This window comes from Sporosarcina sp. FSL K6-6792 (genome assembly GCF_038004885.1).
Lineage (GTDB): Bacteria > Bacillota > Bacilli > Bacillales_A > Planococcaceae > Sporosarcina > Sporosarcina psychrophila.
The window spans coordinates 1,899,902-1,926,532 of record NZ_JBBOSA010000001.1; the positions used below are offsets into that span (position 1 = coordinate 1,899,902).

Sequence of the window (26,631 nt, forward strand, 5' to 3'; positions counted from 1 at the left end):
GAATATCTTATGAAACAACGTGATCAATGGTCGTCAAAAATCGGTTTCGTTCTCGCAGCTGCCGGTAGTGCGATCGGACTCGGTGCAATATGGAAATTCCCATATATGGTGGGGATGAACGGCGGAAGTGTTTTCCTTCTACTATTCATTATTTGTACAATTGCAATCGGACTTCCGATTTTACTTGCAGAGTTTGTCATCGGTCGAATGGGACAGGCTGATGCAATTACATCACTAAAACGATTGGCGCCTGGTAAAAAGTGGCCTTTGATTGGCTGGATGGGACTTGCAGTTTCATTCATTCTCCTGTCATTTTATAGCGTGGTCGGGGGTTGGATTCTTTCCTATTTAACACGAGCTATTTTCTTCAAACTCGATGCTACGAATCATGGCGATCTTTTCAATACAATCATCGCCAATCCAGTAGAAGTTCTATTTGCTCAGGCCGTGTTCATGGGGCTGACAATTTGGATTGTACAAAGTGGTATTAAGGGAGGTATTGAGCGGGCGAGCAGGTGGATGATGCCAATGCTGTTCATATTCTTCATCATTCTTGCAATCCGTTCATTAACATTGGATGGTGCAATGGAAGGTGTTCGATTCCTGTTTGTACCTGATTGGTCTCACTTGACAGGTTCTACGTTTTTACTTGCACTTGGTCAAGCTTTCTTCTCACTGAGCGTTGGGGTGACAGCAATGATGACCTATGCATCTTATTTACCGAAAGAAGAAAAGTTAGGGCAATCGGCAATGAACGTTGCGATTTTAAATATTACCATTTCAATTTTAGCCGGTATTGTTATATTTCCCGCAGTGTTCGCACTCGGCCATTCACCTGAAGAAGGACCGGGGCTAATTTTCGTCGTTTTACCAGCCATTTTTAGCCAGATTCCGTTTGGCAATATGTTTATGATTATTTTCTTCATCTTGATGCTTTTCGCTACACTTACTTCATCGATTGCGATGCTTGAAATTGTCGTGTCTAGTGGGATCCGCGAGAAAATCGAGCGTAGAAAACGTGCTGCATGGGTATTTGGAATTCTTATCTTCATCGTTGGTATTCCAAGCGCGCTGTCATTCGGTGTCCTGTCTGACGTGAAAATATTCGGCGGTTCCATCTTTGACTTTGCAGACACATTGACGAGCAAAATCGGTATGCCTTTAGGTGCGTTATTCGTTTCGATATTCGCGGGCTTTGTGTTGACGAAATCGCAAACAGACGACGAGCTGCGCATGCATCCTGTGATGAACAGCCTTTGGAAATTCCTTGTCAGGTATGCCGCACCTGTCGCCATCATCGTCATTTTCATCGTATCGATTTTCGGACTTTAATGGTACTACAAACACCCGCAAATCCAGTAACTGGATTTGCGGGTGTTTTTCACGTCTGTTGATTAACCATTAGCTGCATAAAATACTGGTGAGAAGGACTTGATGACCTTCATTTTCACTGGATCATTTCCGGTACGCTTTCGGCGAACTATTCATGACAGATTTACCGAGGGGTCCTAGTGTAGCTCTGTTGGGAATAGTTACCTGCCACGTTCCAGTACTATTCAAGTGAAAAACGCAGTTGTTTTGGAAGAAAAAAGTAGATGATATTCTATAAAAAAATATGTAGGAATGCGACTTTGTCGTATCCCTACATATCCAGACATCTCGGTAATCGTATAGAATTCATTCAATCCAAAGTCAACTATACACGTAACACCCTGTCGCTGATCATGTTATCCACTGGTTACTTTTGGTCAATCAACAGGTTTCGTGTTTTATTGTATAAAAAAGACTGTACCCGTATTAAAATGGGTACAGCCACACAAAAATCAGACGATACATTTCGCCTCGTATTTAATCGCTAACAGCTTATAAGAAATTTGAACACACTTTTCGATTGGAATCCATAATTTATAAGATTGTTCGTAAATTTCCCGAATTCGTTTTGCAAGGTCGGTTGGATGATCAAGACGCTGTAAGTCCGATACGACATCAACGATTTCGTGTGCATACGCTTTTGGTCCTACGTCAAATGGGTCCCATTGTTCAAGAAGTGCTACAGCCTTTTTGTTCATTTCTATAGTTTGCACAATGAGTCACCTTATTTTTCTCAATAGTCTAGATTATGATAACATAGTAGAGAAAAAAGGAAAGAGGAGATTTCCATGAATAACTTTGAACAAGTAATTGAACGACGTAAATCGCGTTCTGTAAAATGGGACCGAATGGAAATGATCTATGGAATCGAAGATGCATCCGATATTTTACCGATGTGGATTGCAGATATGGACTTTGCTGCACCGGAAGTGGTTATCGATGCGATGAAAGAACGTCTCGATCATCCCGTTTTCGGCTACTCATATATTTGCGAAGGCTGTAAAGACGCAGTAAGTACATGGCTTGCTGAACGCCATGCGTGGGAAACCAAAAACGAATGGATGTTATTCCACCATGGTGTAGTTCCGGCAATCGCTTCAGTCGTTGAAACGTTTACGAATCCAGGTGACGGCATTCTTGTCACATCTCCAGTCTATCCGCCCTTTTTCCAAGTCCCTAAACGTCAAGGACGAAATATGGTCGAATGTATTATGAAAGAGGACAACGGTGTGTACTCCATCGACTTTGAAGAATTCGAGAAATGCCTGCAACAAAACGTAAAGTTATTCATTTTATGCAATCCGCATAATCCTGGTGGTATTGTCTGGACTGCAAGCGAATTGAAAGAAATGTTACGACTGTGTACAAAATATGATGTCTTGATTTTATCGGATGAAATCCACGCCGATCTAGTCTTCTCAGGGCATAAACATATTCCACTCGCAACGCTCGCTGATGAAGAAGCAGGACGTATCATTACGTGTGTTGCACCTACAAAATCGTTTAACCTCGCAGGTATCCAAGCAGCATTAATGATCGCTACAGATGAAGGCGTTAGAGAGAAACTCACATTGAATGCAATGGCACATGGTCAAATGGATTTGAGCTCTTTTGCAGCCGCAGCTTTGACTGCCGCCTATAAAGATGGAGGCCCATGGCTAGCACAATTACTTGAAACCGTTTCTACCAATATGGACTATGCAATTCATGAACTAACAGCTGCAATTCCTGCCTTAAAAATTGCTAAGCCGCATGGTACATACCTTCTGTGGATTGACTACCGTGGTACTGGATTTACCGAGTCGGAAATAATGGACAAGTTGTTGAATAAAGGTAAACTTGCCCTTGATCCAGGTACAAAATACGGCGAAGCAGGACGCGGCTTCCTTCGCATGAATGTCGCAACACCGCTTTCAGTTGTTCAAGACGGCGTTAACCGTTTTATCACTGCATTAAGCGAGTGATTTAGCACAGTTGTGATTACAATCATGAAGTTGACGTTACAATCACGAAGTTGACGTTACAATCATGGAGTTGACGTTACAATCACGGAGTTGACGTTACAATTTTTTAAAAGAAAACGAGCATCCTCAATTTTGAGGATGCTCGTTTTCTTTTTGTTCGCGGCGTTCACGTAAAATACGTTCTTCAAATTCTTTCGCTTCTAATTCCTGTTTCTTCGACTTGCGTCGAATCCACATGAATGTAAGTACCAATAGAATCGCAAAGAAAAACATTGAAATCGCGGCTGGTATATATTCTGATTTGTCTTCAGGAAAGTAAAGGAACGGCATTAATAGTGCGTTCACTTACATCCACTTCCTCACATTGTAAATTTCATATGATTCGAATTACTTTTGAAGGATTTCGATTGATTCAATAGAAATATCTTCAACAGGCTTATCTTGACGCCCTTTTTTAACTTTAGCAATTTTGTCGACAACATCCATGCCTTCAATAACTTGGCCGAATACTGTATGTTTTTGGTCTAAGTGCGGAGTTCCACCCATTTCGCCATATGCTTCAGCGATTTCTGCTGGATATCCACCTTTTTTCAGTTGATCAACTGAAGCAGGTACTTCTGAAGCATGAACGATGAAGAACTGGCTGCCATTTGTTCCTGGACCAGCGTTCGCCATTGAAAGAGCTCCTTTTAAGTTAAATAGATCCATAGTAAATTCGTCTTCAAATGTATCGCCGAAAATACTTGCTCCGCCCATACCAGTTCCTGTTGGGTCGCCGCCTTGAATCATGAAGTCTTCAATAACACGGTGGAAGATAATACCGTCATAATAACCGTTTTCTGCATGTGTTAAGAAGTTTTCAACTGTTTTTGGTGCTTGTTCAGGGAAAAGCTTGATTTTGATTGGCCCCATTGTTGTGTTCATAATAACTAATGCTTCAGTTGCTGCTACTTCTTTTGATAATTGTGGATACATTGTTGTTGCCTCCTCTGAGTTCTTCGTGCTATTTTCTTCCACTGGCGCTTTGCCAGCAGACACTACTTCTTCTGTTTTTTTGTTCTCAGACGTACTATTTCCGCAAGCGGAAAGTAAGACGAGACCAACGATTGTCAGAAGGGAGAAATACATTTTCCTCATTAACATTCACCCTGAATCAGTTTATCATATTGGACAATCTATTTCGACGAATAAGCATGATACTTCCTTCGTTTTCCGAATTGTTTTATACTGAATGAAAAGCACGACACAGAAAGAAGGTTTTCTAAATGGACGTGCAAAAACGGAATTTCATCATCATTTGGATTTCCAACGTCCTCGTTGCAGGGACAATGACGATGATCATGCCCTTCCTATCCCTTTATATCGAAACATTTGGCGATCATCCCGAAGCATATGTTCAAAAATGGTCTGGCCTTATTTTTGGCGCTTCATTTGTCACGGCTTTCATTATGTCACCGATTTGGGGGCGAGTTGCCGATAAATATGGCTTTAAGCCTATTCTTATCATCAATGGCTTCGGGATTGCAACATCCGTTTTTCTAATGGGATTTGTGGATTCCGTAGAGATGTTCTTCCTGCTTCGGCTACTGAATGGTGTTGTCACAGGTTTCATACCAACTTCACTCGCATTTATCTCTTCTCAGACTGCGAAAAAGGAAGCTGGAAAAATGCTAGGGACTCTGCAGATGGGCAGTGTGACGGGCACACTATTCGGCCCTGTATTTGGAGGTTTACTGGCAGATGCATTCGGTTTCCAATATACCTTTGTCATTACATCCATCTCCGTAATTGTCGCTACACTTATCGTTCTCTTCGGCATCAAGGAACAAAAACGGGTAAAAAATCCGAAAGCTATCCAGTATTCCCGTAAAGCGATTATTAGCGGCTTGCTACATCACCGGCTTATGTTGAACGTTATGATTGTTACCGCACTTATTCAAGTAGGTAACTTCAGTATTCAGCCGCTTCTGTCGCTTTACGTTTCTCATTTGACGGATGCAAAAGACGTAGCTTTCCTAGCTGGGATTACCTTCAGTGCAGCAGGGGTCGGCAATCTATTATTCGCACGCCGCTGGGGCAAGCTTGGTGACGACATCGGCTACGAAAAAGTGTTGTCAATTCTGCTACTCCTATCATTTATCTTTATCATCCCACAAGCTTTTGTAACACAGCTGTGGCAACTTATCTTTTGGCGACTGCTGTTCGGTATTGCGCTCGGTGGAATGATCCCTATAACGACTGCACTAGTTAGACGTGAGGCACCAGTCGATATTCAAGGAGAAGTCATGGGTTATAATACCAGCTTCCGTTTTCTCGGGAATATTATAGGTCCAATGTTTGGCGGAATCGTCAGTGGTTTCATCGGTATTTCGTCTGTCTTCATCGTCACTGGCGTTCTATTCCTGGTTGGGTTTGCCTTTCTCTATTATGCCAAACGAAAACCCGTACAGGACTTTGAGGACTTCCTTGCTGCTGAGGATAAACGGACACATAGTTAAGAAACAGCACACTTCGCTAGACGGAGTGTGCTATATTTTTGTTAGTGAATGATTTCTTGAACGGAGTGCAAATCCATTGAAACATGTTATTGGTTTCATCTTTATTCTTCTAACCATACCAATTCTCTTTGTTGTCCAAGAAGCTATTGCAGTCGAATTGAAGAGCGCTGAATCCTTCAATGACCAGATCAATGACTCCATAGAACTGTCATCCCCGAAGGTCAATGTCCCCGTGACGTTGAAAGATGGCAATGGGCTCATTTTTGCAGAAGAATATATAGAGTGGCGCGATCCACTCCCACTGTCGTCCATTCCCTTATTCGCGCGTCAACTGTTCCTAGAAAGTGAAGACACGGGGTTTTTCGAGCATAAAGGCTATGATGTAGCCGCAATCGTGCGTGCATTCGCTGTCAATACCGCAACGGACGATGTCAGACAAGGTGCTTCTACCATTACACAGCAAGTCGTGCGAATGCGTTTTCTATCGACTGAAAAGACCTATGAACGTAAGTTGACGGAACTTTTTTACGCAGCCGAGCTTGAAAAACAATCGACAAAAGATGAAATCTTGGAAATGTATATGAATGAAATGTATTTTGGCCATCAAGTGTACGGCATTGGTGCCGCGGCGACATATTACTTCAGCAAACCCTTAGATGCACTGAATGGGGCGGAGATGGCCTTCCTTGCGGCGATCCCAAACAACCCTTCTTTATATGATCCACTGAAACATTTCGATCAGACAAAAGTAAGACAGGAACGCCTATTGTCTATACTGACAAAAAATAGAATTCTGACTTCCGAGGAAGCTGAAGTGCATAAAAACACAGCTATCCAATTAAATCTGAAGGAAAAAGTGAATGCCTTTCCTGCCTACAGTACATATGTACTTGCGGAACTTACTGATCTCATAGCTCAGTCCGAAGGTTTATCTGAAAAAATGACGTATGCGAAAGATGATGCAGAAAAAATAGCCCTTGAAGCGATTATTAAACAACGGACAGCTGAAGTGTTGTCCAAAGGATTGATTATCGAAACGGCTCTTAACCCTGGAAAGCAGCGCCGAAATGACCAAACGATCTCCTCCCTTTTACAACCTAAAGGCGTGCAAGCAGGTGCCGCGGTTATCGACAATGAAACCCGTGAAATCATCAGCCTATTCGCTGGTAAAAACTATAAAAAAGCTGATTTCCACCGTGCATTCCAGGCTGTCAGACAACCTGGTTCGGCTATGAAACCGCTTTTGGTCTATGCTCCACTGTTTGAAAGTAGTTCCTATACAGAAAACACCCCCATTAACAGTGGTGCTATTTGCATCGGCTCGTACTGCCCGACAAATATCGGCGGTTACGTTTATGGCAATGTTACGGTAAAAGAGGCTTTTCGACAAAGTCATAATACAGCAGCGGTCAGATTGCTTCAAATGATTGGAGTGGAAGAGGCATTCAGCTATATAGCACCATTCGGATTCAAATCAGTTACACAACAGGATATGAACTATGCAGCTGCTCTCGGTGGGTTTGCAAAAGGGATGACGCCGCTTGAACTTGCGGGGGCTTATTCGAGTTTCATTGATGGGCAATATACCCCTCCCCATGCCATACGCGCTGTAAAGGATAGAGCTGGGACTATTTTATACGAATGGCCTGATGACAAAGAGGACGTTTGGTCTCCTACTACTGTTACCAACATTCGCGGCATGATGTCAGATGTCGTATTGAACGGAACTGGCCGGGGTATCCCCTATACAACTTCGTATACGGGAGCAAAAACCGGCACCACAGATCATTATAAAGATCTATGGGTTGGAGGGTTGAACGATAACTATACAACCGCTGTCTGGGTCGGCTATGATAGTCCGCAATCTCTAAAGCTCTTGAGCGATCAGAAACTTCATTTGCGTATATTTTCCACACTACTCCAGGACTAGCCATTCACAAGGCTAGTCCGTTTTACTACCAATGAAAGGCAAACTCGCAATTACCCCATTATAAAGCTTCAACAGAATATAGATGATGGTTGAAACTAGTATCGCCCAAACCAGAATTTCAAAAACGAGAAGCCCAATCGTGCTGACGATTGTCATGTATTTGCTTAATTTGAAAACGACATACACGAAGTAGATGAACGTTGTCAGTAAAAATACAGCTGTTAATAGGCTAATCGAATTGATGCCACCTACCGATGCAAGCGCGCCGAAAAAGTAGATGACATTGCCTCCGCGAGCTTCGCTATACGATTTCCCCTCCACATCCTTCGAAAAGAATAACATCGCAGTTTCATGAATCGTTTCCGCAATCAATTTTAACGCTGAAAAAACCATAAAAAATAACAATGCATAGATAACTAGCAGAAAAATACGTAATTGTATATCAGTCAAAAACTCTCGCATGCCAGCATACAAACCAATTCCTTTAAATAGTTCCACTGACACGCCAACTGTGTATACTCCGAATGTTAAACTGAATAAGACAATTGTTACAAACGGTAAATAACCAAATATGTATGGATTTTTCATTTCTAACACCTCAAACGCAAATTAGTTCTTCGTTTCTATACTATAAGAAGAGAGACCGAATAGGCAACAAAATCCAGAATCGTCCCACACTTACTATTTTTCAATTAGACAACTTCCGCATGCTGTGATATAGTTACCTCAATCAAATAAATGAACGTACTTGGAGGAGTCTGTCACCAGGGGGTATCTATGCCCTTTTGTGATGGACTTTTTGCATTTTTTGATTAAAACAATGAAAGGAAGAAAAGATAAGGTAATCGTAACAATTTTAAAATTTACCGTCCCGACGTTGAAAATGATGTATGAATTCAGAACAGCCAATGACTATTAGATTCCTTTTGCTTAGCATCACGTTTATACATAACTGTTTCATTCATTAGGAAGGAGGATTTTCTTGAATTTTGTATTACTGATTTTCCTGCCGATTGTGGCAGCCCTATTCGTTCCATTGCTAGTTAGGAAACTGAAAGACATACACACTGGGTGGTTCGTTTTACTCGTCCCTGTCTCCCTCTTCATTTTTTACATAGGATTTCTTAAAACAACAATGGGCGGCGGGCATGCTATAGCAGAATTGCAATGGATTCCTTCACTCGGCATTTCGTTCGTGTCGTATATTGATGGACTCAGCCTGCTGTTTACCTTGCTTATTACAGGCATCGGTGCACTCGTTGTGCTCTACTCCATCTTTTATCTTGATAAGCGTAAAGAAAAGCTGAATCACTTTTACGTTTACCTGCTCATTTTCATGAGCGCCATGTTAGGTGTTGTCCAATCTGATAACGTTATATCCCTTTATTTATTCTGGGAGCTAACATCCATTTCGTCATTCCTACTTATTGGCTATTGGAATACACGTGACGGTTCACGATTTGGTGCATTGAAATCAATGATGATCACTGTATTTGGTGGACTAATGATGCTTGGAGGATTCGTTCTGTTAGGGATTATGGGAGATACGTTTTCCATCCGCGAACTTATCGCTAACGCCCCCACTTTTGTAGGACATGAATTCTTTACATTGGCGCTCGTTCTCGTACTGCTTGGTGCTTTTACAAAGTCAGCACAATTCCCGTTCCATATTTGGTTACCGGATGCAATGGAAGCGCCTACACCTGTCAGTGCCTATCTACATTCAGCAACAATGGTGAAAGCAGGTCTTTACCTCGTCGCCCGATTTACACCTATTTTCGCTGTTTCTGAAGTTTGGATTTGGCTCGTAGCTGGTATCGGACTTCTGACATTATTCTGGGGATCTTTCTTTGCAGTGAAACAGACTGATTTAAAAGCGATTCTTGCTTTCTCGACAGTGAGTCAGCTTGGACTTATCATGTCTCTGCTTGGAGCAGGTGCGCTTGCCTATCACTCGGATGACCCCATTTTCAAATTCGCAACATTTGCAGCGATCTTCCATTTGATCAACCACGCAGTCTTCAAAGGGAGCTTGTTCATGATTGCCGGTATTGTCGATCATGAAACGGGTACACGCGATATCCGAAAACTCGGCGGATTGATGAGCATTATGCCCGTCAGTTTCACGGTTGCGTTCATCGGTTCAATGTCGATGGCAGGTCTGCCGCCATTCGGCGGTTTCCTGAGTAAGGAAATGTTCCTTCAGTCGATGCTGGCCATTCGCCATTTTGAACTGTTCAACTTTGCAACATGGGGAATTATCTTCCCTGTTATCGCTTGGATTGCCAGTGTTTTCACATTCATTTATAGCTTTTACTTTGTATTTAAGACGTTCGCTGGAAAACAAAAAAGTGAACCTCTTCCTACTAAACCGCATGAAGCGCCTGTCGGGATGCTTGTATCTCCCGTCATTCTTGCTACGCTCGTTGTTGGCATCTTCTTCATACCGAACTTGATTGGAAAATGGTTTGTGAAACCAGCTGTCATGGCTGTCCAGCCTGATTTATACAGCCATCCTTCTGAAGTTGCCGTTCACGTCGCAGCATGGCACGGAATTGCTGCTCCAGAATTATGGATGACGGTTTCGCTTGTCGGAGTCGGTCTCGTTCTATTCATGACCTTGGCGAGATGGCAGAAACTGTATGACATTCAACCTGAATACTTGTCATTGAATGCCCTGTATGACTCAGCCATGTTCGTTAGTGAAGGTGGAATGAACAAACTTTCCCGCTTCTATATGACTGGTTTAATCCGCACATATCTGATTTATATGTTTGCTTTTATTGCTGCCATTACAGCGGCGACGTTATTCATCAAAGAAGCTTTCATAGTTGATATGGAGAGTTTTTCCCCTGTCAACTTATATGGAGTTCTGACTGCTATTGTTCTGGTTATCGCAGTTTGTATGGTTCTACTTGCGAAGACAAGACTGTCAGCAATCATTGCTCTAGGTGCCGTCGGTTATTCGGTTGCTTTATTCTTCGTTATTTTCAAAGCACCGGATTTAGCGCTTACACAACTCGTTATTGAAACGATATCTGTTGCTTTATTCTTGTTAGCCTTTAAACATTTACCGTCTCTGAACAATCACGGCCAAACAAAACGCAACAAGATTGGCAATTTGATTATTGCGGCTGGTGTCGGAATAACGGTGACATTGGTTGCCTTATCGGCTCATTCACAAAAATTGATTCCATCTATCTCGCAGTATTACAAAGATACAGTTTATACAGAAGCGGGTGGCGGGAATATCGTCAACGTTATTCTTGTAGATTACCGTGGATTTGATACATTATTTGAAATTGCTGTGCTGTCAATCGCAGGGATTGCCGTACTTGCTATGATTCGCCTGAAATTGTCAAAAAAGGAGGAGAATACGGATGAAAACAAATGATGTCATTTTACAAACTACAACAAAACTCGTATTCTTCATCATCTTCCTTTTTTCAATCCACATTTTCTTTGCGGGTCATTATACACCAGGTGGCGGTTTCGTTGGAGGATTGCTTACTACTGGAGCAATCGTTCTTCTCTTACTCGCTTTCGATTTGAAAACGGTACAAAAAGCACTGCCTTTCAACTTCACGATTATGACAGGCATCGGCTTATTGCTTTCTCTAGGAACGGCAGCAGGCTCAATCTTTTTCAACGTTCCTTTCTTTACACATGCTTTCGACGATTTCACTTTGCCGTTGTTCGGAACAACTTCCCTTCATACTGCAATGATTTTTGATGCAGGCGTCTACCTTGTTGTCGTCGGTGCAGCAGTCACAATGATTCAATCGATTGGAGGAGATGCGTAATGGAGTTTATAATGGCCATCGTCATCGGAATTCTTTTCATGGCAGCTGTCTATCTGATTCTTTCCAGGAGTATCCTCAAAATCATACTCGGGACAGGCCTGTTGAGCCATGGTGCTCACTTGCTCATTCTTACAATGGGCGGTCTTGGTGGCACCTCTCCGCCAGTCGTGGCAGAAGGCGTAACAGATTATGCAGATCCTTTGCCACAGGCGCTTATTTTAACAGCGATTGTTATTAGCTTCGGTGTGACGGCATTCATCCTTGTATTAGCTTATCGGACGTATGCTGAGCATCAGACAGATGACATGAACCTCATGAAAGGAAATGACGAGCATGATTAATCTACTGTTATTCCCAATCATATTGCCATTCCTGTTCGCAATCATTCTTCTGTTTTTCAAGGAGAATATCAAGGTACAGCGATCATTGACTTGTATTGGATTGCTAATCAGCCTGGTAGCCGCACTTTTCCTAGTTGCAAAAGTGAAAGCGGATGGTGTTCAAGCACTCACACTTGGAAGCTGGCCGGCACCGTTCGGAATTTCAATGGTTTCCGATATGCTGTCTGCATTACTTGTTACCACAACAATCTTGATCACACTTTTTGTTGTACTATACAGTTTCACTGCAATTGGCGAAGAGCGGGAGCGCTTCTTTTATTACCCCGCCATCCTGTTCATGATTACAGGCATCAATGGCGCATTTACAACAGGTGATATTTTCAATATGTTCGTATTCTTCGAAGTACTGCTCATCGCCTCTTACCTATTAATCGTTTTAGGTGGCGAGAAAAAACAACTTCGTGAATCAATAAAGTACATACTCGTCAATGTCATTTCATCTGCATTATTCGTTATTACAGTTGCTTACCTCTACTCTGTTATTGGTACATTAAATATGGCCGATATTTCAGTGAAAATTGCAGAGATTGGACAACCCGGTATTATAACCGTGATTGCAGTGCTCTTTTTAATCGTATTCGGCGTAAAAGGATCCCTGTTCCCGCTTTACTTCTGGCTACCGGGATCTTATGCAGCACCTCCAATACCGGTGCTGGCACTATTCGGTGCATTGTTAACTAAAGTCGGTATCTATGCAATCATCCGAACGTATACGCTGTTCTTCGTACACGATATCGGATTTACACATGGTTTATTATCTGCACTGGCATTGCTCACGATTATTGCCGGCTGCATTGGTGCCCTTGCCTATTTCGATGTAAAACAAATTATTATTTACAATATCATCATTGCAGTGGGTGTTATTTTATTCGGTGCTGCACAAATGAACGAGGCTGGTTTAACGGGTGCCGTTTTCTATTTGATCCATGACATGCTCATTAAAGGGGCTTTGTTCCTTCTGATCGGCATCATTGTTTACGTAACCGGAACCTCTAACTTACGTAAGATGGGTGGGTTAATGAAAACCCATGCGCCACTTGGCTGGATGTACCTAATTGCTGCATTTGGACTAGCGGGCATTCCGCCATTAAGCGGTTTCGTCGGTAAGCTTCTTATTGTTAAAGGGGCATTCGAGGCCGGCAATGTCTTGGGGAGTATAATCATCCTGGCATCCAGTCTTGTGGTCCTGTTGTCTGTCATTCGGATTTTCATCTATGCATTCTGGGGAGACCCCACAACTGTGGAATTGCCAACAACAAACCGTCGAACATACCGGAAGATGATGATGCCTGCCGTAGCATTAGTCATTCTATCCGCGCTGTACGGGGTTGGTACTGAATGGCTCATTCCTTATATGACGGACGCATCAGACGTATTACTACAACCATCCATCTATATTGATGCGGTGTTAAAGGAGTAGATGACGATGGCATTTCAACTATTATTGAACTTTTTCATCGCACTCGTCTGGATGTTCATAAGCAACTCATTCACCGCTTCAACATTCATCATCGGTTTTTTGATTGGTCTGCTTTTGATCATTATGACGAGACGCTTTTTCCCTGGTAGACTTTACATCTGGCGGCTTTGGGCAGCGTTTAAATTAGCACTGCTCTTCTTCAAGGAGCTGACTTTGTCTAATATTTCAGTGCTGCAGGTCGTCTTGCGGCCGAAGATGAATATTCAACCTATGATTTTCGCTTTGCCAACTGACCTTGAACATGACTGGGAAATTACATTGCTATCGAGCCTGATCACATTGACACCGGGAACAATTGTGTTGAACGTTTCTGATGATCAAAAAACGCTTTATATCCATGCCATTGACGTCGATGATGTTAATGACGCAATTGATTCAATCAAAAATTCATTCGAAAAAGCCATTAAGGAGGTAAGCCGACCATGACGACATTCATATGGGTTTGTCTAATCCTTGTCCTTCTGTCGATTGCCGGTCTGCTGTACCGTGTATTCCGCGGTCCTTCTATTCCGGATCGGCTCGTCGCACTGGATGGGATTGGTGTCATGCTTATTTCAGCAATCGCTCTGCTATCAGTCATCTTCGATACCGGATTTTTCATGGAAGTCATCTTGCTTATTGCGATTATGTCATTCATTGGAACCGTATCATTCTCAAAATTCATTGAGAAAGGAGAGATAATCGAACGTGATCGTACTAGCTAATAGCCTCATAGTCCTTACAATCGTCGTTGGCATCGTTTTCACTATCGTGACCGTCATTGGTATCATTCGTTTACCGGACGTCTATACGAGGGCACATGCCGCTTCTAAGAGTGCAACTTTGGGTGTGCTTAGTATTCTGCTAGGTGTGTTTTTTCACTTTTGGTTGAAGGAAGGCCATTTTAGTATTCAACTTCTACTGGCAATTGCATTTCTGTTCATTACCTCTCCGATTGGCGGACATCTTATGAGCCGCGCAGCTTATATATCGGGCGTCAAACCGACAGAACTAACTGTTGGCGATGATCTTGCAGAGGTTATCGAGCAAGCTAAACTAAAGAATCCTCCAACTCATCAGAAGGAAGACTAAGAAAAGTGGAAGGCGCCCTTTAAACGCGACAGGCATAAGGCGATCCAGCGACGTGGTGCTCTTTGCCACATAGCTGGATTACTTATGACCCGAGCGGCTGGCGCCTAGAGCTAGACAACAAAAAAAGCGCAAGGCGCCGTCTAGACGCGACAGGCATAAGGCGATCCAGCGACGTGGCGCTCTTTGCCACATAGCTGGATTGCTTATGACCCGAGCGGCTGGCGCCTAGAGCTAGACAACAAGAAAAGCGCAAGGCGCCGTCTAGACGCGACAGGCATAAGGCGATCCAGCGACGTGGCGCTCTTTGCCACATAGCTGGATTGCTTATGACCCGAGCGGCTGGCGCCTAGAGCTAGACGCTATTCCAAGTCAAGAAAACTTGTGCTTTCTTATCTTTCAAAAAATACCTGTCAGCCGAAAACTCGGTTGACAGGTATTTTTCTCTTTAATTAGTAAGGCCAGTTATACCCGTATGACTGAAATTGGAAAGGCGCAGACTGCGGGAACTGCTGGAACTGTGGGTATTGTGGGTATTGCGGGGACAGTTGGAATTGTTGGAACTGTTGAAACTGTTGAATTGGATATCCGCCGCCGAATCCTCCGCCATACCCGCTTCCTGGGAACAGTGCACTGCCTAATAAACTACCGGCAAATCCTCCGATAAAAGGTGCTCCAAATCCTCCAAAACCAAAACCGCGGCCAAAGCCGCCTCGACCAAAACCGCCACCACCATGAAAACCTCTAGTCATAATCATTCCCCTCTCTCACTCATTCTATTCAAATAAGTCTAATAGGAAAGAGGCAATCGCCTATTGTAGGCATCGGCAAGCCGTTCAACAAGCGTCGCTAGTATTCTCGACTTGCGTAATGGGGCTATTAAAATCCCTTCACTTCCCAATTATTGAGGGCACGGTTTAATTGCGGTGGATTGTTGACTATTTTAAGCTCACCTGAAATGTTCTTCACTTCAAATATAACCGTATAAGTTGGGGTGATGAACAGCGTATCGATTTGAAAAGGTGTGGTTGATGTCAGTGACACATCATGCAAAACACGATATTTCATTGGAAAAGAGTAATTTTCAAAAACCTTGTCCAATTGTTGCTCTCCACCAAAACCAGCTTTCCTTGTCCTTGAGGCTAGTACAGTTTCTAAATTTTAACGGTTCTTTTCTTGATTTGCTAATGAAATTTCCCATCCTCCTTTTACGTAAAACTGGAACTATCCATGAAAGTGTAACATATTTATACAAATGAACCTTGCGGTATAATAGAATAATCAGAACAACATCTATATCAAGACTATTAACATATAACTAGACTTAACCGTCTCAAAATGGGTTATGATCGCCTTGGGTATTATTATGACGCCATGAATGACTTTATGACCGTCACACCCATTTCCTTCAACTAAAAAATACCTACCAGCCGAAAACTCGGTTGACAGGTATTTTTATCTTTTAGTAAGGCCCGTAATAGCCGTATGGTTGATACGGATACGGGGAGAATGGATATGGGTATGGTGCGTATCCATATCCATATCCGTATCCTGGAAACAATGCACTTCCTAATAAACTACCAGCAAATCCGCCAATGAAAGGTCCGCCAAAGTCTCCAAAACCGAATCCTCGACCGAAGCCACCGCGACCAAAACCACCACGGCCAAAACCGCCACCTCGACCATATCCGCCACCACCGTGAAATCCTCTAGTCATAATCATTCCCCTCTCCTACTTATCCTATTCAAATAAGACTAATAGGAAAGAGGCAATCGCCTATTACACTTCTCTATCGGTTTCGGCTAGCCGTTCAACAAGCGTCGCTAGCGTCCGTACCATGACTCCAGTTGCGCCTTTAGGCCCTAAATCATGTGCAGCAACCGCATCCGATGTCCCCGCTATGTCAAGATGTATCCAAGGCGTGTCGCCAACAAACTCCCCAACAAATCCACCGCCAAAGATCATATGTCCGTCTCTTCCTGGCGAGTTATTCAGGTCTGCCACATCACTTTTACGCAGTCTTTTCTTATCGTTTTCCGTTAACGGAAGTCTCCAGACGAATTCATCCGTTTCCATGGATGCCTGCATGAACTCTTCGAAGAATTCTTCATCATTTGTAAGCGCCCCTGTCTTGTCCATACCAAGCGCGACGATAACGCCGCCTGTCAGTGTCGCAACGTCAATCAGACAGTCTGCGCCGGCCTGCTTAGCGTATGTAACCGCATCTGCAAGAACAAGACGTCCTTCAGCGTCTGTATTGAGCACCTCTATCGTCTTCCCACTAAGTGATGTGATAATATCATCTGGTTTAAAAGCATCCCCGGAAACCATATTGTCCGTTGACGCGATCACAGCGATGACATTTTTCGCAGGACGCAACTCTCCTATGATTGTCATTGCCCCTAGGACTGCAGCCGCACCGCCCATATCACCTTTCATACCAACCATTCCGTCTTTCGTTTTCAATGAATAGCCGCCGGTATCATAGGTAATTCCTTTGCCAACAAGACCGATAACATCTTCCCATTTTTCAATTGCAGCATACTTCATGACGATTAACTTAGGCTCTTCCACTGAACCTTTATTGACTGCTAGAATAGCGCCCATACCGAGTTCTTCCATTTCTTTCTTACCAAGTACCTCAATTTCAAAATCATATTTTTCAGCGACTTCACGTGCATAGTCAGCCATTTTAGTCGCCGTTAATATATTAGGCGGCATATTAACTAGATTTCGTGCTTCATTAACCGCGTATGCATGTACTTTCCCTACTTCAAAGGCCGCTTTCAGCTCATCTTCATCAAATGAAGATAAGAATGACAACGTTTCAAGTGCAACATCTCGTTCATTTGAATCCGTGCGGTATCCTTCAAACTTGTACATGCCAAGCCCAATACCCTCCGTTGCCGCAAAAACAACATCCTCACACGTTAACTTGTCATTCGTGAATGGAGCCGTCCAAATGGCAGCAGAAGCTGCTTTCATGCTTGCAAGCTCTTTTCCGACCGCCGCAAATACCTGACGCAAACGATCCTCCGTCAATTCCTTATGCAAACCAAGCCCGATAAAGATTACACGCTTGTAGCCTCCAACTTCTACGGATGGCATTTTAACAATACTTTTGAACTCAGTTTTAACATCTCCAGATTTAACCCATTCTGGTAAACGGGAACTGAAGGAACTGACGAAGCCGTCCCAGCCTGTTATATTTTCCGGATGTTCGGGTACACCAATTACAAGTACTTCTTCTTCTACATTATCAAAATTCGGTTCCAATATTATTGTTTTCATTTGACAACCTCCAATTTTACCTACATTCTTTAGTATAGCCTAAATTTTCAGCCCTTCGTAGTAATTCATTCGGAATCCGTACTAACTTGTTTTTATAGCACATCATTATGGTATACTGAATACACAATTTTTGTACTTTATAGAGGAGTCGAAGTAAATGGCCTTATTACAAAATACCCCGTTAATTGCGGCATTATTCGGTATTATCTTTGCTCAATTTGTCAAAATCCCGATCCATTATTTCCTAGAAGGTAAACTTGACTGGAAATTAATGACTTCAACAGGAGGGATGCCCAGTTCTCATTCGGCTGCAGTTACATCATTGACGACTGCAATCGCTTACGAAGAGGGATTAGATTCACCTATGTTTGCCGTGTCTGCCATCTTTGCCGTCATCGTCATGTTTGATGCAACGGGAATTCGTTACCAGGCAGGACAACAAGCACTGATTATCAATCAAATGCGAGTAGACTTCCAAACGTTCGTTCAAGAAGCAAAAGGCTGGCAGCAGAAAGATGGACAACAAAAAATTCAAGAATTAAAAACGTTGCTAGGTCACAAACCAAGTGAAGTGTTTGCAGGTGCTGTAACTGGTATCCTTATCTCTGTTATTATCTATTCATTCATTATCTAACTAGGAAAAAAGGTGTGTTCAAGCATAATCGCTTGAACACACCTTTTTCTTAAAACATTTGGTAACCTTGTTTTCTTAATAACTTAATAACAAAACCTGAAATAATCGCTCCGACAAGTCCACTTGCTAAAATGAGGATATCAGCTGTATGAAGTGCCATAGCTTTGTCACCAAGAAGCTGTAACGCGTATTTCGGTTTCGTGACATATTCATATACACGTACTTCATCAATAATTAGTATGACGACAATTGGATAAATGATGGCCATCAACCATGTCATTCGAAGAAGCATATTCAATAAGAATCCTATTCCAAAAAACATTACTATGAAAATCATTATAGATAAAACGACGTGCGTTAATGAAATCGTTCCCAATGTGACTACCTCCGTTTTCCATTCACTATTTTACAGGAACGAATGAACGCTTTCAACATTACACGACTCGTTCAATAATTTGTCGATTTTATCCCTGTTGTAATAGATCACTTTTTGAAAAATAGTTTATAAGAAGTATAACCGAATTGATCGCCCGGGTTGATATTTTCAATTTCATCAAACCCTGATTCGATCACTTTTTCCGCAATTTCATGAATCATCACAGAGACGTCCTTATCTTCCTTTAAATCGAATGGACTCTTCCATGCGACTTCTGAAATCTCTCTTAACTCCGGAATTAAAATCTGTCCTTTAGTAGTAGGCGTCAACAAGAATATGGCCATGTTGTCGCTCACCTCTCCATTCAATACGCCTGTACGAAACCCAATCATTCCTTCGAGCTGACAGACAACACCTGTTTCTTCCTTTACTTCACGAATCGCTGCGCAATCTGCAGTTTCATCACCATCAACAAATCCTGCCGGTATGGACCATAAACCTTTTAAACCACCGTAGTTTTTCCTAACAACAAGCCACTGTCCTTCGCTATTCACAACAAGCCCTGCCGCGCCAAGCCATACATTACCTCGCATTTTTCGTGACATTTAGGATCCTCCTCATAAGAAAAGCGTAAGCGCCAGAGTCTAGAAACCACTCCAAGTGAATAACTAATACTTTCTTATCTTTTAAAAAAGCACCCGCCGTCAAGGACGGGCGAGTGCTTCAGAAGTGTTTTATTTAAGTAAGTTGAATTTACCTTTTTTCAGTGTAAGACCTACTCCGCCAATCATGAAGAGCGCACGATTATCAATCATTTTCTTCATGAATGAAGCTTTAGTACCCGTTACTTTTTTACCGAATACGACACCAATTGCATCGCTATCTCCAAGTGAACAAACGCTACCTTTTAAATCAGGTGTAAAGTCAGAAGTTGGTTCACCTTTCATAAGTGCGATGATGTTATTCGCACACATGTCACCTTGTTGCATAGCAATTTGTGCAGTAGGTGGGAATGGACGGTTCACTGCTTCGTTAATCATAAGTGCGCAGTCTCCAACGATGAATACATCGGAATGACCTGGTGCACGAAGATCTTTGTCTACTTTGACACGAGCACGCATGTTTTCGATACCCGTTTCTTCGATTAGACGGTTACCACGGACACCTGCAGCCCAAACGACTGTGCCAGCTTTGACGAATTCAAATACGTCTTCGCCTTTTTTAATATTAACGCCTTCAGGAGTAGCTTCTACAACTGGCGTACCAATCGAGAATTCGATTCCTTTAGAGTTCAAATGCTTAACAGCATAATCTACAAGCTCAGGGTCAAATCCTGGAAGAACCATTGGCGCTGCTTCTACGCATAGTACGCGTACCTTTTCTTGTGGAACGTCGAACTCTTTGCAAAGTTCAGGTACACGGTTACCAAGCTCGCCAAGGAACTCGATGCCTGTGAAGCCCGCTCCCCCAACGATGATTGTCAGACGGCTATCGTCTTTAACTTCTTCAGTTGACCAAGTCGCGAATTGATATTCGATATGTTCGCGAATTTGACGTGCTGCTTTAACGTTGGCAATAGAAAGTGCATATTTATCAAGGCCTGGAATACCAAATGTTTCGCCTTCAAAACCAAGTGAGATAACAAGATAATCGTATGTATGTGTACCGACATTTGTCGTTACGACTTTCCCAGTAACGTCGATTGCTTGAACTTCAGCTTGGACGAATTTCACTTTATTACTGTTAATAACATCTTTGATATCATAACGCACTGATTCAGGAGACATTGTTCCTGCAGCTGCTTCATGAAGCCATGTCGATTCATAGTGATACTCATTTTTGTTTATAAGAACGATATTTGCATCGTCTGCTCCAAGAGATTTTTGCAAGTTAACAACTGTTGTTAAACCGCCATAACCCGCGCCTAATACTAAAATTGTCGGTCTTTTCACGAAGATCGAAACCACCTTTGATTTTTTTATGTGCCCGGCCCACGTGAAATCGGTACACCGACGATTTACACAGTCCCGGCCTTTGTCATTTTTTCGACAAACTTCTATCTCTTATAGTAGCCCTTTTGTTGGGGCTTTTCAATAGTATATTTGAAATAGCAAATATTTGAAAATACTGACTAAAAAAACACAACTATAATTCGACAAAAAAAGCTCTCCTAAGTAGTATTTAGGAGAGCTAGAAAAGGAATCAGCAGTCCGCTGGAGTTCCTTCTTTCTTAGCCGTTCTGAATGATGTTCCACAACCGCAAGAAGCAATTGCATTGGGATTATTTATGGTAAATCCGCCCCCCATAAGGGACTCTTTATAATCGACTTGTGTGCCTTCAAGAACGCCGGCATCTTCACTAGAAACGAGAATTTGTAAACCATGCTGTTCAAGCAGAAGATCATCCGGTGACTTTTCAGTTTCAAAACCCATTCCGTATGTCAAACCACTACATCCTCCGCCGTTCACAGCGACACGCAGGAATGACCCTTCTTCCTCATTATGACGCATCATTTCTCTTACATGAATTGCTGCAGCTTTAGTAACCTCAACAACTTGTGTCATTCGTGTTCACCTTCCCTTTGTTTTCTTCCTTCTATAATAGCAATTAAATCGAGCAAAACGCAATCATATTAACTCCAGTGTTGAAGGATATACGCTATAATGAGTTAACTAGTACGAAAGGTGGGTCTACATGGAAATCAGCCCTTTTTATGATAAAAAAGTTGCATGCATTTATTGTAAGCAAAACTTCACTACCACAAAAATTCGCTCAAGATTCATTCGGGTTTCATCCCACGAAAGTGACTTCAAACCTGTCTACTCAAATCCAGAGGTAAATCCAATCTTTTATAACGTTGCAGTTTGCCCTCACTGTGGCTTCTCTTCTACCGATGATTTTTCCTCTTATTTTGCTCCTGGCACAGAAGAAGACATAGCTGCACGAATCACATCTCAATGGAATGGCCGATCTTTCAGTGCAGCACGTGATATCAATGAAGCCATTGAAACTTATAAACTTGCCTATTTAAGCGCCATGTTCAAAAAGGAAAATGTTCTTACACTGGCAGGACTTACCTTACGAATTGCTTGGTTATATCGTGATAAAGGAGCGGAGGTAGAAGAACAACGTTTTCTAACAATCGCACGAAATTTCTATACTACAGCGTTTTCAGAAGGAGATTTCACTGGAACCCAAATGTCAGAAACAAGGGTTTTGTATTTGATTGCAGAATTATCTTGGAAAATCGGTGATGAGAATGAGGCAATAAAAAGCTTTTCGCGCATTCTAGAACGCCAACGCACATCCTCTGAACCGAAGCTCATCGAGATGACAAAAGAACGATGGCAAGATATTCGGGCAATAAAATAGAAAAGACGGACCGAAATTCGGACCGTCCCACTTAAAATCAAAATACTTGTTCTACCTCAACGACACCTGGAACTTCTTCCAAAAGTGCGCGTTCGATCCCTGCTTTTAGTGTAATCGTCGAGCTTGGGCATGTACCGCAAGCACCAAGAAGGCGAAGTTTCACGATGCCATCCTCGATATCCACAAGTTCACAGTCTCCCCCATCACGTAGGAGGAATGGACGTAATTTATCTAATACTTCTTGTACTGGTTCAGTTAACGCTGTATCTGTCATTGTTTTTTAACTCTCCTTTCCTTATACTTATTATAAACTGGAAAGAAGAAAAAATCCAACAATCAATCGGGAGGGGACAATTAATATGAGTATCACTACTACAATCATTGAAATTTATGGTGCAGATATCATCTGTGCAAGCTGTGTCAATTCACCTTCATCCAAAGACACATACGAATGGCTTCAAGCTGCTATCGATAGAAAGTACCCGAATCAGCCATACGATATCACTTACATTGATATCGAGTCTACTGTTTCCGACGACAAACACAAAAAAATTGTCCAGCAAATACAGGACGATGAGTTCTTCTATCCACTAGTCATGATCAACGACGAAATGATTGGTGAAGGCTATATTCAATTAAAACCGGTATTTGCTGCGCTTGAAAAGAACGGCTATATAGCTGAATCTTAAACTGATAAAATTTCAAGATAAATGAGAAGAACAAAAGCGCTGAATTCTATAAGTAAATCTCTAAATCACAACTTATCCACAATACCTAATTCGATAATTTCTTAGACAACAAAAAAAATCCCTTTTCGCACTATGCGAATAGGGGATTTTTTTTCAACCATTATGCCATTTGTACATCCAGAGCACACCCGACTTCAACAATCGTGCAATACGACCTGTTACAGTCCGGTCAGCAAGGTATGCAAATCCTTGCTTCTTACCAAGGGATCCGAGGAACCCTTTCAGCTTGATTTCCGGCATAGTTTCCGGAAGTGGTTCGTTGTTCCAAACGTTACGTAATATGCGTACAATCTGTTCCGCCTGTTCCTCAGCTACTTGCGCACTTGGAGCATAAGGAAGCGCCGCACAGTCTCCTACGATATAGACATCGTTAAATTCAGGCAACTGATGATACTTATTCAGTACAACCCGACCTGATCCGTCTTTTTCCGTATCAATTTTTTCCACAGGTGCAACCGGGCGAATCCCAGCTGTCCAGACAACCGCATCAACCGCGATTGTTTCTTCGTGGTTAAACAGGGTCGTCGGTTCCACTTTTGTAATGTTAGAACTCGCAACGACGTCTACATTATGTTCGTCAAACCACCCTTTAACATAATTACTAAGTCTCTCAGGGAAGTCCCTCAAAATCCGTGGGCCGCGATCGAACAGCTTAATGTTCAAATCGGGTCTACTTTCCCGGAGTTCGCTAGCAAGTTCGATCCCACTTAAGCCGGCTCCAACAATACCAATCGTTGCACCACTACCAAGACCAAGAAGTTTTTCGTACGTAACCCTGGATTTACCAATCGTCTGAATACTATATGTGTACTCTGCCGCTCCTGGTACGTCATGATAGTTATCTTCACAGCCAAGCCCAATTACCAATTCGTCATACATGATTTGCACGCCATCATCAAGATAGACGCACTTCTCATCCGGCCTAATTTCTATAATTTCTCCGCCAACAACTTTCAGCCTATCATGTTCCGGAAGTGGAACACGCACGACTGAGTCCGATACAGTTCCAGATGCAAGCGCATAAAATTCCGTCTTCAAACTATGAAACGGAGTCCGATCGACAAGCGTTATTTCGACATCACTCGGCAATTCTTTTGTCAATAAACGTAGTAAAATGCGCATATTCCCATATCCGGCACCTAATAATACAAGTTTTCTCATAAGTTTTCTCCTTCGTAATCCATTAATCCGTTGTTTTCCCAATTACGATTATATCAGTTTGTGACATGCTTCACAATGATTCACGGTAAAGTGCAATTTTAATCAACATGAATAATTTTTTTATGATTTTAAAAAACCTTTAAATCAGCTTCGACTCCCCCATACAAGGTCATCTACGCTGAATTTATGAAGGTATTCATACGTTCAACACATATAATTATTTAGTCTCACCCCATAGACCGTGGTTAATTTAGTCGGTCCATCCGGTAATGCCAGATTGTTGACGTGCGAAGAAAAAAAGAGTAGGATTTCAAATAGGTGAGGTGATCATCGTGAATCCGATTGTCGAATTTTGCATGAGTAATATCGCAAACTATTCACAAGAAACATTTGAAAAATTGGAGAAAGATCCAAATCTTGATGTTCTTGAGTATGGTTGTTTAAGTTACTGTACAAAATGTTCAGAATCGCTGTATGCAATCGTCAATGGTGAAATCGTCGAAGCAGATACAAACGACGAGCTGACCGAGCGCATCTATCAATATATAGAAGACAATCCGCTCTTTTGAGCATTATAGCTAACCGCCCTTTTCAGGCGGCTAGCTTTTTTATATTATCCAATCAAGTAATGTCTGGTACGAATAAGTCGGTTGCTGCGATTTCAAGAGTACTTCTTTTGGCGAAGTGACGCCTCCTGCAACATGTATCGTATCAATGCCAAAATGAATTCCCGCTTGTATATCCGTATCGTAGTTATCACCAATCATAACCATCTCTTCTTTTCGAAAGCCGTTTTCTACCTGAATGAATTCAAGCATATGCGGCTCAGGTTTCCCAACAAATAACGGTAATACCCCAGTTGCACTTTCCATTAAGGTGACAAAAGATCCATTCCCCGGAACAAGTCCTCTTTCCGTCGGAAATGCTTTATCACTGTTTGTTGCAATGAAATGCGCGCCTCCCCGTAACGCCAGACAAGCATCCGCCAATTTCGCATACGTTATACTTCGGTCAATCCCCATGATAACAACATCGGGATTCGTTGCTGTGATTGCTATCCCTTCAGACGCTAATGCTTCTTCCAACCCTTTTTCACCAATCATCATAACAGATGCACCACAATAATTTTCTTTACAGTACTTTGCGGCAGCAATCGCAGATGTCATGATGCGGTCAGAATCTGCGATTATTCCGAATGATGCCAGTTTCTCCCGAAGCTGCACACGTGTCATCGAAGAATTATTTGTGATGAAATAGGGATCGATTCCATTTTGTTGCATATTTCCAATGAAAGAGACCGCTTCCGAAATCGGTTCAGTCCCACGGTAAACAGTTCCATCTAAATCAAGACAGATTGCTTTGTATTTATCCATAATCATTTCTCTTCCGGTAAGAAGGCAGATACTGGACCAAGCTCATTTTCAAGATAATGACGCACCTTTTTTGGAAACTCAAGGAGTTCATCCATTGAGGCATTCAATACTTCGATTATCGTCCTAACGTCTACTTTAGTGAACTCACGCACAATCATTTTCCTAAGTTCAATTACCACTTTTAACGGTCCTGCCATTTCGGAAGTGATAACACGCTCGTCTTCCATTATGTCAATAATATCTTCGTAACTCCCTGGGTCACGCATGATAAAACCGTCAATCATCGAATTTCCGACGTCAATAATCGACTCGATAAGTACATTCGCTATCCGTTCAAGCGCAAGTGAATGGATAATATCCTTCTGCCACTCTTTTTCATTTCTGTACAATTCAAGTAAAACTTCCATATGATTTAGCGATTCACTGATTTGGTTTCGGTCAACAAAATACATGGACTTTCCCTCCTGATTGTTCAACTATTTTCATCTTATGATACCATATTTGCGATACTAGATATTTTGAAATACAGATATCCCCTTGTAAGGCGCCTCCGCTCAGTATATATAGGTATTCATTTGTTCTATATATAGGGGATAATGAAAGCGCAAGCGAGACTGAATATATATATCCCTCAAAACGAGCGTTAACATACCGCGACCAATCATATATACACGCAAACGAGCATTAACTTCCCGCTAACAATCATATATACACGCAAACGAGCATTAACGTCCCGCTAACAATCATATATACACGCAAACGAGCATTAACTTCCCCCGACCAATCATATATACACACAAACGAGCATTAACTTCCCGCTACCAATCATATATACACGCAAACGAGCATTAACTTCCCGCTACCAATCATATATAAACGCAAACGAGCATTTACGCCCCGCTACCAATCATATATACACGCAAACGAGCATTAACTTCCTGCCAACAATCATATATACACACAAACGAGCATTTACACCCCGCTACCAATCATATATACATGCAAAAGAGCATTAACTTCCCGCTACCAATCATATATACACTCCAACCTAAGAACCTCCAGGCGCAGGTTTCTGTTCGTGGACTATCATTTTCAAAGGTTATCCACAGTTCGAGAATCATATAAATTTCTATACAACAAAAAACTCGCGGGCAGATT

General features: G+C 42.2%; 30 protein-coding genes and 1 pseudogene. 15 read left to right on the forward strand and 16 right to left on the reverse strand.

What is annotated here, in order from left to right:
• Positions 1-9 precede the first annotated feature (9 nt).
• Entirely contained in the window at positions 10-1,332 is a 1,323-nt protein-coding gene (locus tag MKZ26_RS09145) for a sodium-dependent transporter (protein WP_067206432.1), read from the forward strand.
• Between the two features lie 491 nt (positions 1,333-1,823).
• Here the strand turns inward: MKZ26_RS09145 and MKZ26_RS09150 are convergent, their stop codons facing one another.
• Positions 1,824-2,084 (reverse strand): DUF1871 family protein, encoded by a 261-nt coding sequence (locus MKZ26_RS09150; RefSeq protein ID WP_338653350.1) that lies wholly within the window; start codon positions 2,082-2,084, stop codon positions 1,824-1,826.
• 75 nt (positions 2,085-2,159) lie between these two features.
• Here MKZ26_RS09150 and MKZ26_RS09155 point away from each other — a divergent pair, with 75 nt between their 5' ends.
• Positions 2,160-3,335, forward strand: a complete 1,176-nt coding sequence (locus MKZ26_RS09155) for a MalY/PatB family protein (RefSeq protein ID WP_340765888.1) — start codon at positions 2,160-2,162, stop codon at positions 3,333-3,335.
• 126 nt (positions 3,336-3,461) lie between these two features.
• Here MKZ26_RS09155 and MKZ26_RS09160 read toward each other — a convergent pair whose 3' ends face one another.
• Complete coding sequence (locus MKZ26_RS09160; RefSeq protein ID WP_231885773.1) at positions 3,462-3,680, reverse strand: hypothetical protein; 219 nt, start codon at positions 3,678-3,680, stop codon at positions 3,462-3,464.
• A 42-nt stretch (positions 3,681-3,722) separates the two neighbouring features.
• The gene (locus MKZ26_RS09165) at positions 3,723-4,472 is read right to left on the reverse strand and encodes a peptidylprolyl isomerase (protein ID WP_269465605.1); all 750 of its coding nucleotides are present in this window, start codon (positions 4,470-4,472) and stop codon (positions 3,723-3,725) included.
• A gap of 128 nt (positions 4,473-4,600) precedes the next feature.
• Between MKZ26_RS09165 and MKZ26_RS09170 the strand changes: the two genes are divergently transcribed.
• A complete protein-coding gene (locus MKZ26_RS09170; RefSeq protein ID WP_067206427.1) occupies positions 4,601-5,833 on the forward strand; it encodes an MFS transporter in 1,233 nt (410 codons plus the stop codon).
• Positions 5,834-5,909: 76 nt separating this feature from the next.
• Positions 5,910-7,763 carry a transglycosylase domain-containing protein gene (locus MKZ26_RS09175; protein ID WP_340765894.1) on the forward strand — a complete coding sequence of 618 codons (1,854 nt, stop codon included), beginning with the start codon at positions 5,910-5,912 and terminating at the stop codon, positions 7,761-7,763.
• Between the two features lie 12 nt (positions 7,764-7,775).
• Here the strand turns inward: MKZ26_RS09175 and MKZ26_RS09180 are convergent, their stop codons facing one another.
• Positions 7,776-8,351, reverse strand: a complete 576-nt coding sequence (locus MKZ26_RS09180; protein WP_338653359.1) for a YufK family protein — start codon at positions 8,349-8,351, stop codon at positions 7,776-7,778.
• Between the two features lie 394 nt (positions 8,352-8,745).
• Between MKZ26_RS09180 and MKZ26_RS09185 the strand changes: the two genes are divergently transcribed.
• From MKZ26_RS09185 to mnhG, 7 genes are read left to right on the forward strand one after another with little or no spacing between them, the layout of a single operon-like run.
• Positions 8,746-11,157 carry a Na+/H+ antiporter subunit A gene (locus MKZ26_RS09185; RefSeq protein WP_340765896.1) on the forward strand — a complete coding sequence of 804 codons (2,412 nt, stop codon included), beginning with the start codon at positions 8,746-8,748 and terminating at the stop codon, positions 11,155-11,157.
• Entirely contained in the window at positions 11,144-11,566 is a 423-nt protein-coding gene (locus MKZ26_RS09190) for a Na(+)/H(+) antiporter subunit B (RefSeq protein ID WP_340765898.1), read from the forward strand. The genes MKZ26_RS09185 and MKZ26_RS09190 overlap by 14 nt, the downstream gene beginning before the upstream one ends.
• Positions 11,566-11,907, forward strand: a complete 342-nt coding sequence (locus tag MKZ26_RS09195) for a Na(+)/H(+) antiporter subunit C (protein ID WP_340765900.1) — start codon at positions 11,566-11,568, stop codon at positions 11,905-11,907. Before MKZ26_RS09190 ends, MKZ26_RS09195 begins: the two co-directional genes overlap by 1 nt.
• Positions 11,900-13,387 carry a Na+/H+ antiporter subunit D gene (locus MKZ26_RS09200; RefSeq protein WP_340765902.1) on the forward strand — a complete coding sequence of 496 codons (1,488 nt, stop codon included), beginning with the start codon at positions 11,900-11,902 and terminating at the stop codon, positions 13,385-13,387. The genes MKZ26_RS09195 and MKZ26_RS09200 overlap by 8 nt, the downstream gene beginning before the upstream one ends.
• Before the next feature lie 6 nt (positions 13,388-13,393).
• The gene (locus MKZ26_RS09205; RefSeq protein ID WP_340765904.1) at positions 13,394-13,873 is read left to right on the forward strand and encodes a Na+/H+ antiporter subunit E; all 480 of its coding nucleotides are present in this window, start codon (positions 13,394-13,396) and stop codon (positions 13,871-13,873) included.
• Positions 13,870-14,151: a Na(+)/H(+) antiporter subunit F1 gene (locus tag MKZ26_RS09210; protein ID WP_340765906.1), complete on the forward strand. Its 282-nt coding sequence runs from the start codon at positions 13,870-13,872 to the stop codon at positions 14,149-14,151. Before MKZ26_RS09205 ends, MKZ26_RS09210 begins: the two co-directional genes overlap by 4 nt.
• The gene (mnhG, locus tag MKZ26_RS09215; protein ID WP_340765908.1) at positions 14,135-14,518 is read left to right on the forward strand and encodes a monovalent cation/H(+) antiporter subunit G; all 384 of its coding nucleotides are present in this window, start codon (positions 14,135-14,137) and stop codon (positions 14,516-14,518) included. The genes MKZ26_RS09210 and mnhG overlap by 17 nt, the downstream gene beginning before the upstream one ends.
• A 449-nt stretch (positions 14,519-14,967) precedes the next feature.
• Here mnhG and MKZ26_RS09220 read toward each other — a convergent pair whose 3' ends face one another.
• The 4 genes and pseudogenes from MKZ26_RS09220 to MKZ26_RS09235 all read right to left on the reverse strand — a co-directional run bounded on the left by MKZ26_RS09220 (position 14,968) and on the right by MKZ26_RS09235 (position 17,807).
• Positions 14,968-15,267 (reverse strand): hypothetical protein, encoded by a 300-nt coding sequence (locus tag MKZ26_RS09220; RefSeq protein WP_340765909.1) that lies wholly within the window; start codon positions 15,265-15,267, stop codon positions 14,968-14,970.
• Between the two features lie 127 nt (positions 15,268-15,394).
• Positions 15,395-15,625 (reverse strand): annotated as a pseudogene (locus MKZ26_RS09225) (nuclease-related domain-containing protein); the annotation flags it as partial.
• Positions 15,626-15,977: 352 nt separating this feature from the next.
• Positions 15,978-16,232, reverse strand: coding sequence for a hypothetical protein (locus tag MKZ26_RS09230; RefSeq protein ID WP_340765910.1), 255 nt, complete (start codon positions 16,230-16,232; stop codon positions 15,978-15,980).
• A gap of 63 nt (positions 16,233-16,295) precedes the next feature.
• Positions 16,296-17,807, reverse strand: a complete 1,512-nt coding sequence (locus tag MKZ26_RS09235; protein ID WP_340765911.1) for a leucyl aminopeptidase — start codon at positions 17,805-17,807, stop codon at positions 16,296-16,298.
• Positions 17,808-17,964: 157 nt separating this feature from the next.
• Here MKZ26_RS09235 and MKZ26_RS09240 point away from each other — a divergent pair, with 157 nt between their 5' ends.
• Entirely contained in the window at positions 17,965-18,441 is a 477-nt protein-coding gene (locus MKZ26_RS09240) for a divergent PAP2 family protein (protein ID WP_187046917.1), read from the forward strand.
• Positions 18,442-18,490: 49 nt separating this feature from the next.
• On the opposite strand, the gene MKZ26_RS09245 is transcribed toward MKZ26_RS09240, so the two are convergent.
• The 4 genes from MKZ26_RS09245 to MKZ26_RS09260 all read right to left on the reverse strand — a co-directional run bounded on the left by MKZ26_RS09245 (position 18,491) and on the right by MKZ26_RS09260 (position 21,382).
• Complete coding sequence (locus MKZ26_RS09245; RefSeq protein ID WP_340765912.1) at positions 18,491-18,817, reverse strand: YuiB family protein; 327 nt, start codon at positions 18,815-18,817, stop codon at positions 18,491-18,493.
• A gap of 107 nt (positions 18,818-18,924) precedes the next feature.
• Complete coding sequence (locus tag MKZ26_RS09250; RefSeq protein ID WP_067206392.1) at positions 18,925-19,422, reverse strand: NUDIX domain-containing protein; 498 nt, start codon at positions 19,420-19,422, stop codon at positions 18,925-18,927.
• 129 nt (positions 19,423-19,551) lie between these two features.
• On the reverse strand, positions 19,552-20,769 hold the full coding sequence (locus MKZ26_RS09255; RefSeq protein ID WP_340765915.1) for an NAD(P)/FAD-dependent oxidoreductase: 1,218 nt from the start codon (positions 20,767-20,769) through the stop codon (positions 19,552-19,554).
• A gap of 250 nt (positions 20,770-21,019) precedes the next feature.
• A complete protein-coding gene (locus MKZ26_RS09260; RefSeq protein WP_067206387.1) occupies positions 21,020-21,382 on the reverse strand; it encodes a HesB/IscA family protein in 363 nt (120 codons plus the stop codon).
• 130 nt (positions 21,383-21,512) lie between these two features.
• Between MKZ26_RS09260 and MKZ26_RS09265 the strand changes: the two genes are divergently transcribed.
• Positions 21,513-22,190, forward strand: a complete 678-nt coding sequence (locus tag MKZ26_RS09265; RefSeq protein WP_187046916.1) for a DUF2225 domain-containing protein — start codon at positions 21,513-21,515, stop codon at positions 22,188-22,190.
• A 37-nt stretch (positions 22,191-22,227) separates the two neighbouring features.
• Here the strand turns inward: MKZ26_RS09265 and MKZ26_RS09270 are convergent, their stop codons facing one another.
• Complete coding sequence (locus MKZ26_RS09270) at positions 22,228-22,464, reverse strand: NifU family protein (protein ID WP_187046915.1); 237 nt, start codon at positions 22,462-22,464, stop codon at positions 22,228-22,230.
• A gap of 85 nt (positions 22,465-22,549) precedes the next feature.
• Between MKZ26_RS09270 and MKZ26_RS09275 the strand changes: the two genes are divergently transcribed.
• On the forward strand, positions 22,550-22,879 hold the full coding sequence (locus MKZ26_RS09275) for a YuzD family protein (RefSeq protein WP_067206379.1): 330 nt from the start codon (positions 22,550-22,552) through the stop codon (positions 22,877-22,879).
• A gap of 153 nt (positions 22,880-23,032) precedes the next feature.
• Here MKZ26_RS09275 and MKZ26_RS09280 read toward each other — a convergent pair whose 3' ends face one another.
• Positions 23,033-24,100 carry an NAD(P)/FAD-dependent oxidoreductase gene (locus tag MKZ26_RS09280; protein ID WP_187046913.1) on the reverse strand — a complete coding sequence of 356 codons (1,068 nt, stop codon included), beginning with the start codon at positions 24,098-24,100 and terminating at the stop codon, positions 23,033-23,035.
• A 332-nt stretch (positions 24,101-24,432) separates the two neighbouring features.
• Between MKZ26_RS09280 and MKZ26_RS09285 the strand changes: the two genes are divergently transcribed.
• The gene (locus MKZ26_RS09285) at positions 24,433-24,669 is read left to right on the forward strand and encodes a YuzB family protein (RefSeq protein WP_067206374.1); all 237 of its coding nucleotides are present in this window, start codon (positions 24,433-24,435) and stop codon (positions 24,667-24,669) included.
• Between the two features lie 39 nt (positions 24,670-24,708).
• Here the strand turns inward: MKZ26_RS09285 and MKZ26_RS09290 are convergent, their stop codons facing one another.
• Together MKZ26_RS09290 and MKZ26_RS09295 are read right to left on the reverse strand one after the other, a co-directional pair.
• Positions 24,709-25,473 carry a TIGR01457 family HAD-type hydrolase gene (locus MKZ26_RS09290; RefSeq protein ID WP_340765918.1) on the reverse strand — a complete coding sequence of 255 codons (765 nt, stop codon included), beginning with the start codon at positions 25,471-25,473 and terminating at the stop codon, positions 24,709-24,711.
• 2 nt (positions 25,474-25,475) lie between these two features.
• Positions 25,476-25,925: a DUF86 domain-containing protein gene (locus MKZ26_RS09295; RefSeq protein WP_340765920.1), complete on the reverse strand. Its 450-nt coding sequence runs from the start codon at positions 25,923-25,925 to the stop codon at positions 25,476-25,478.
• Positions 25,926-26,631 lie beyond the last annotated feature (706 nt).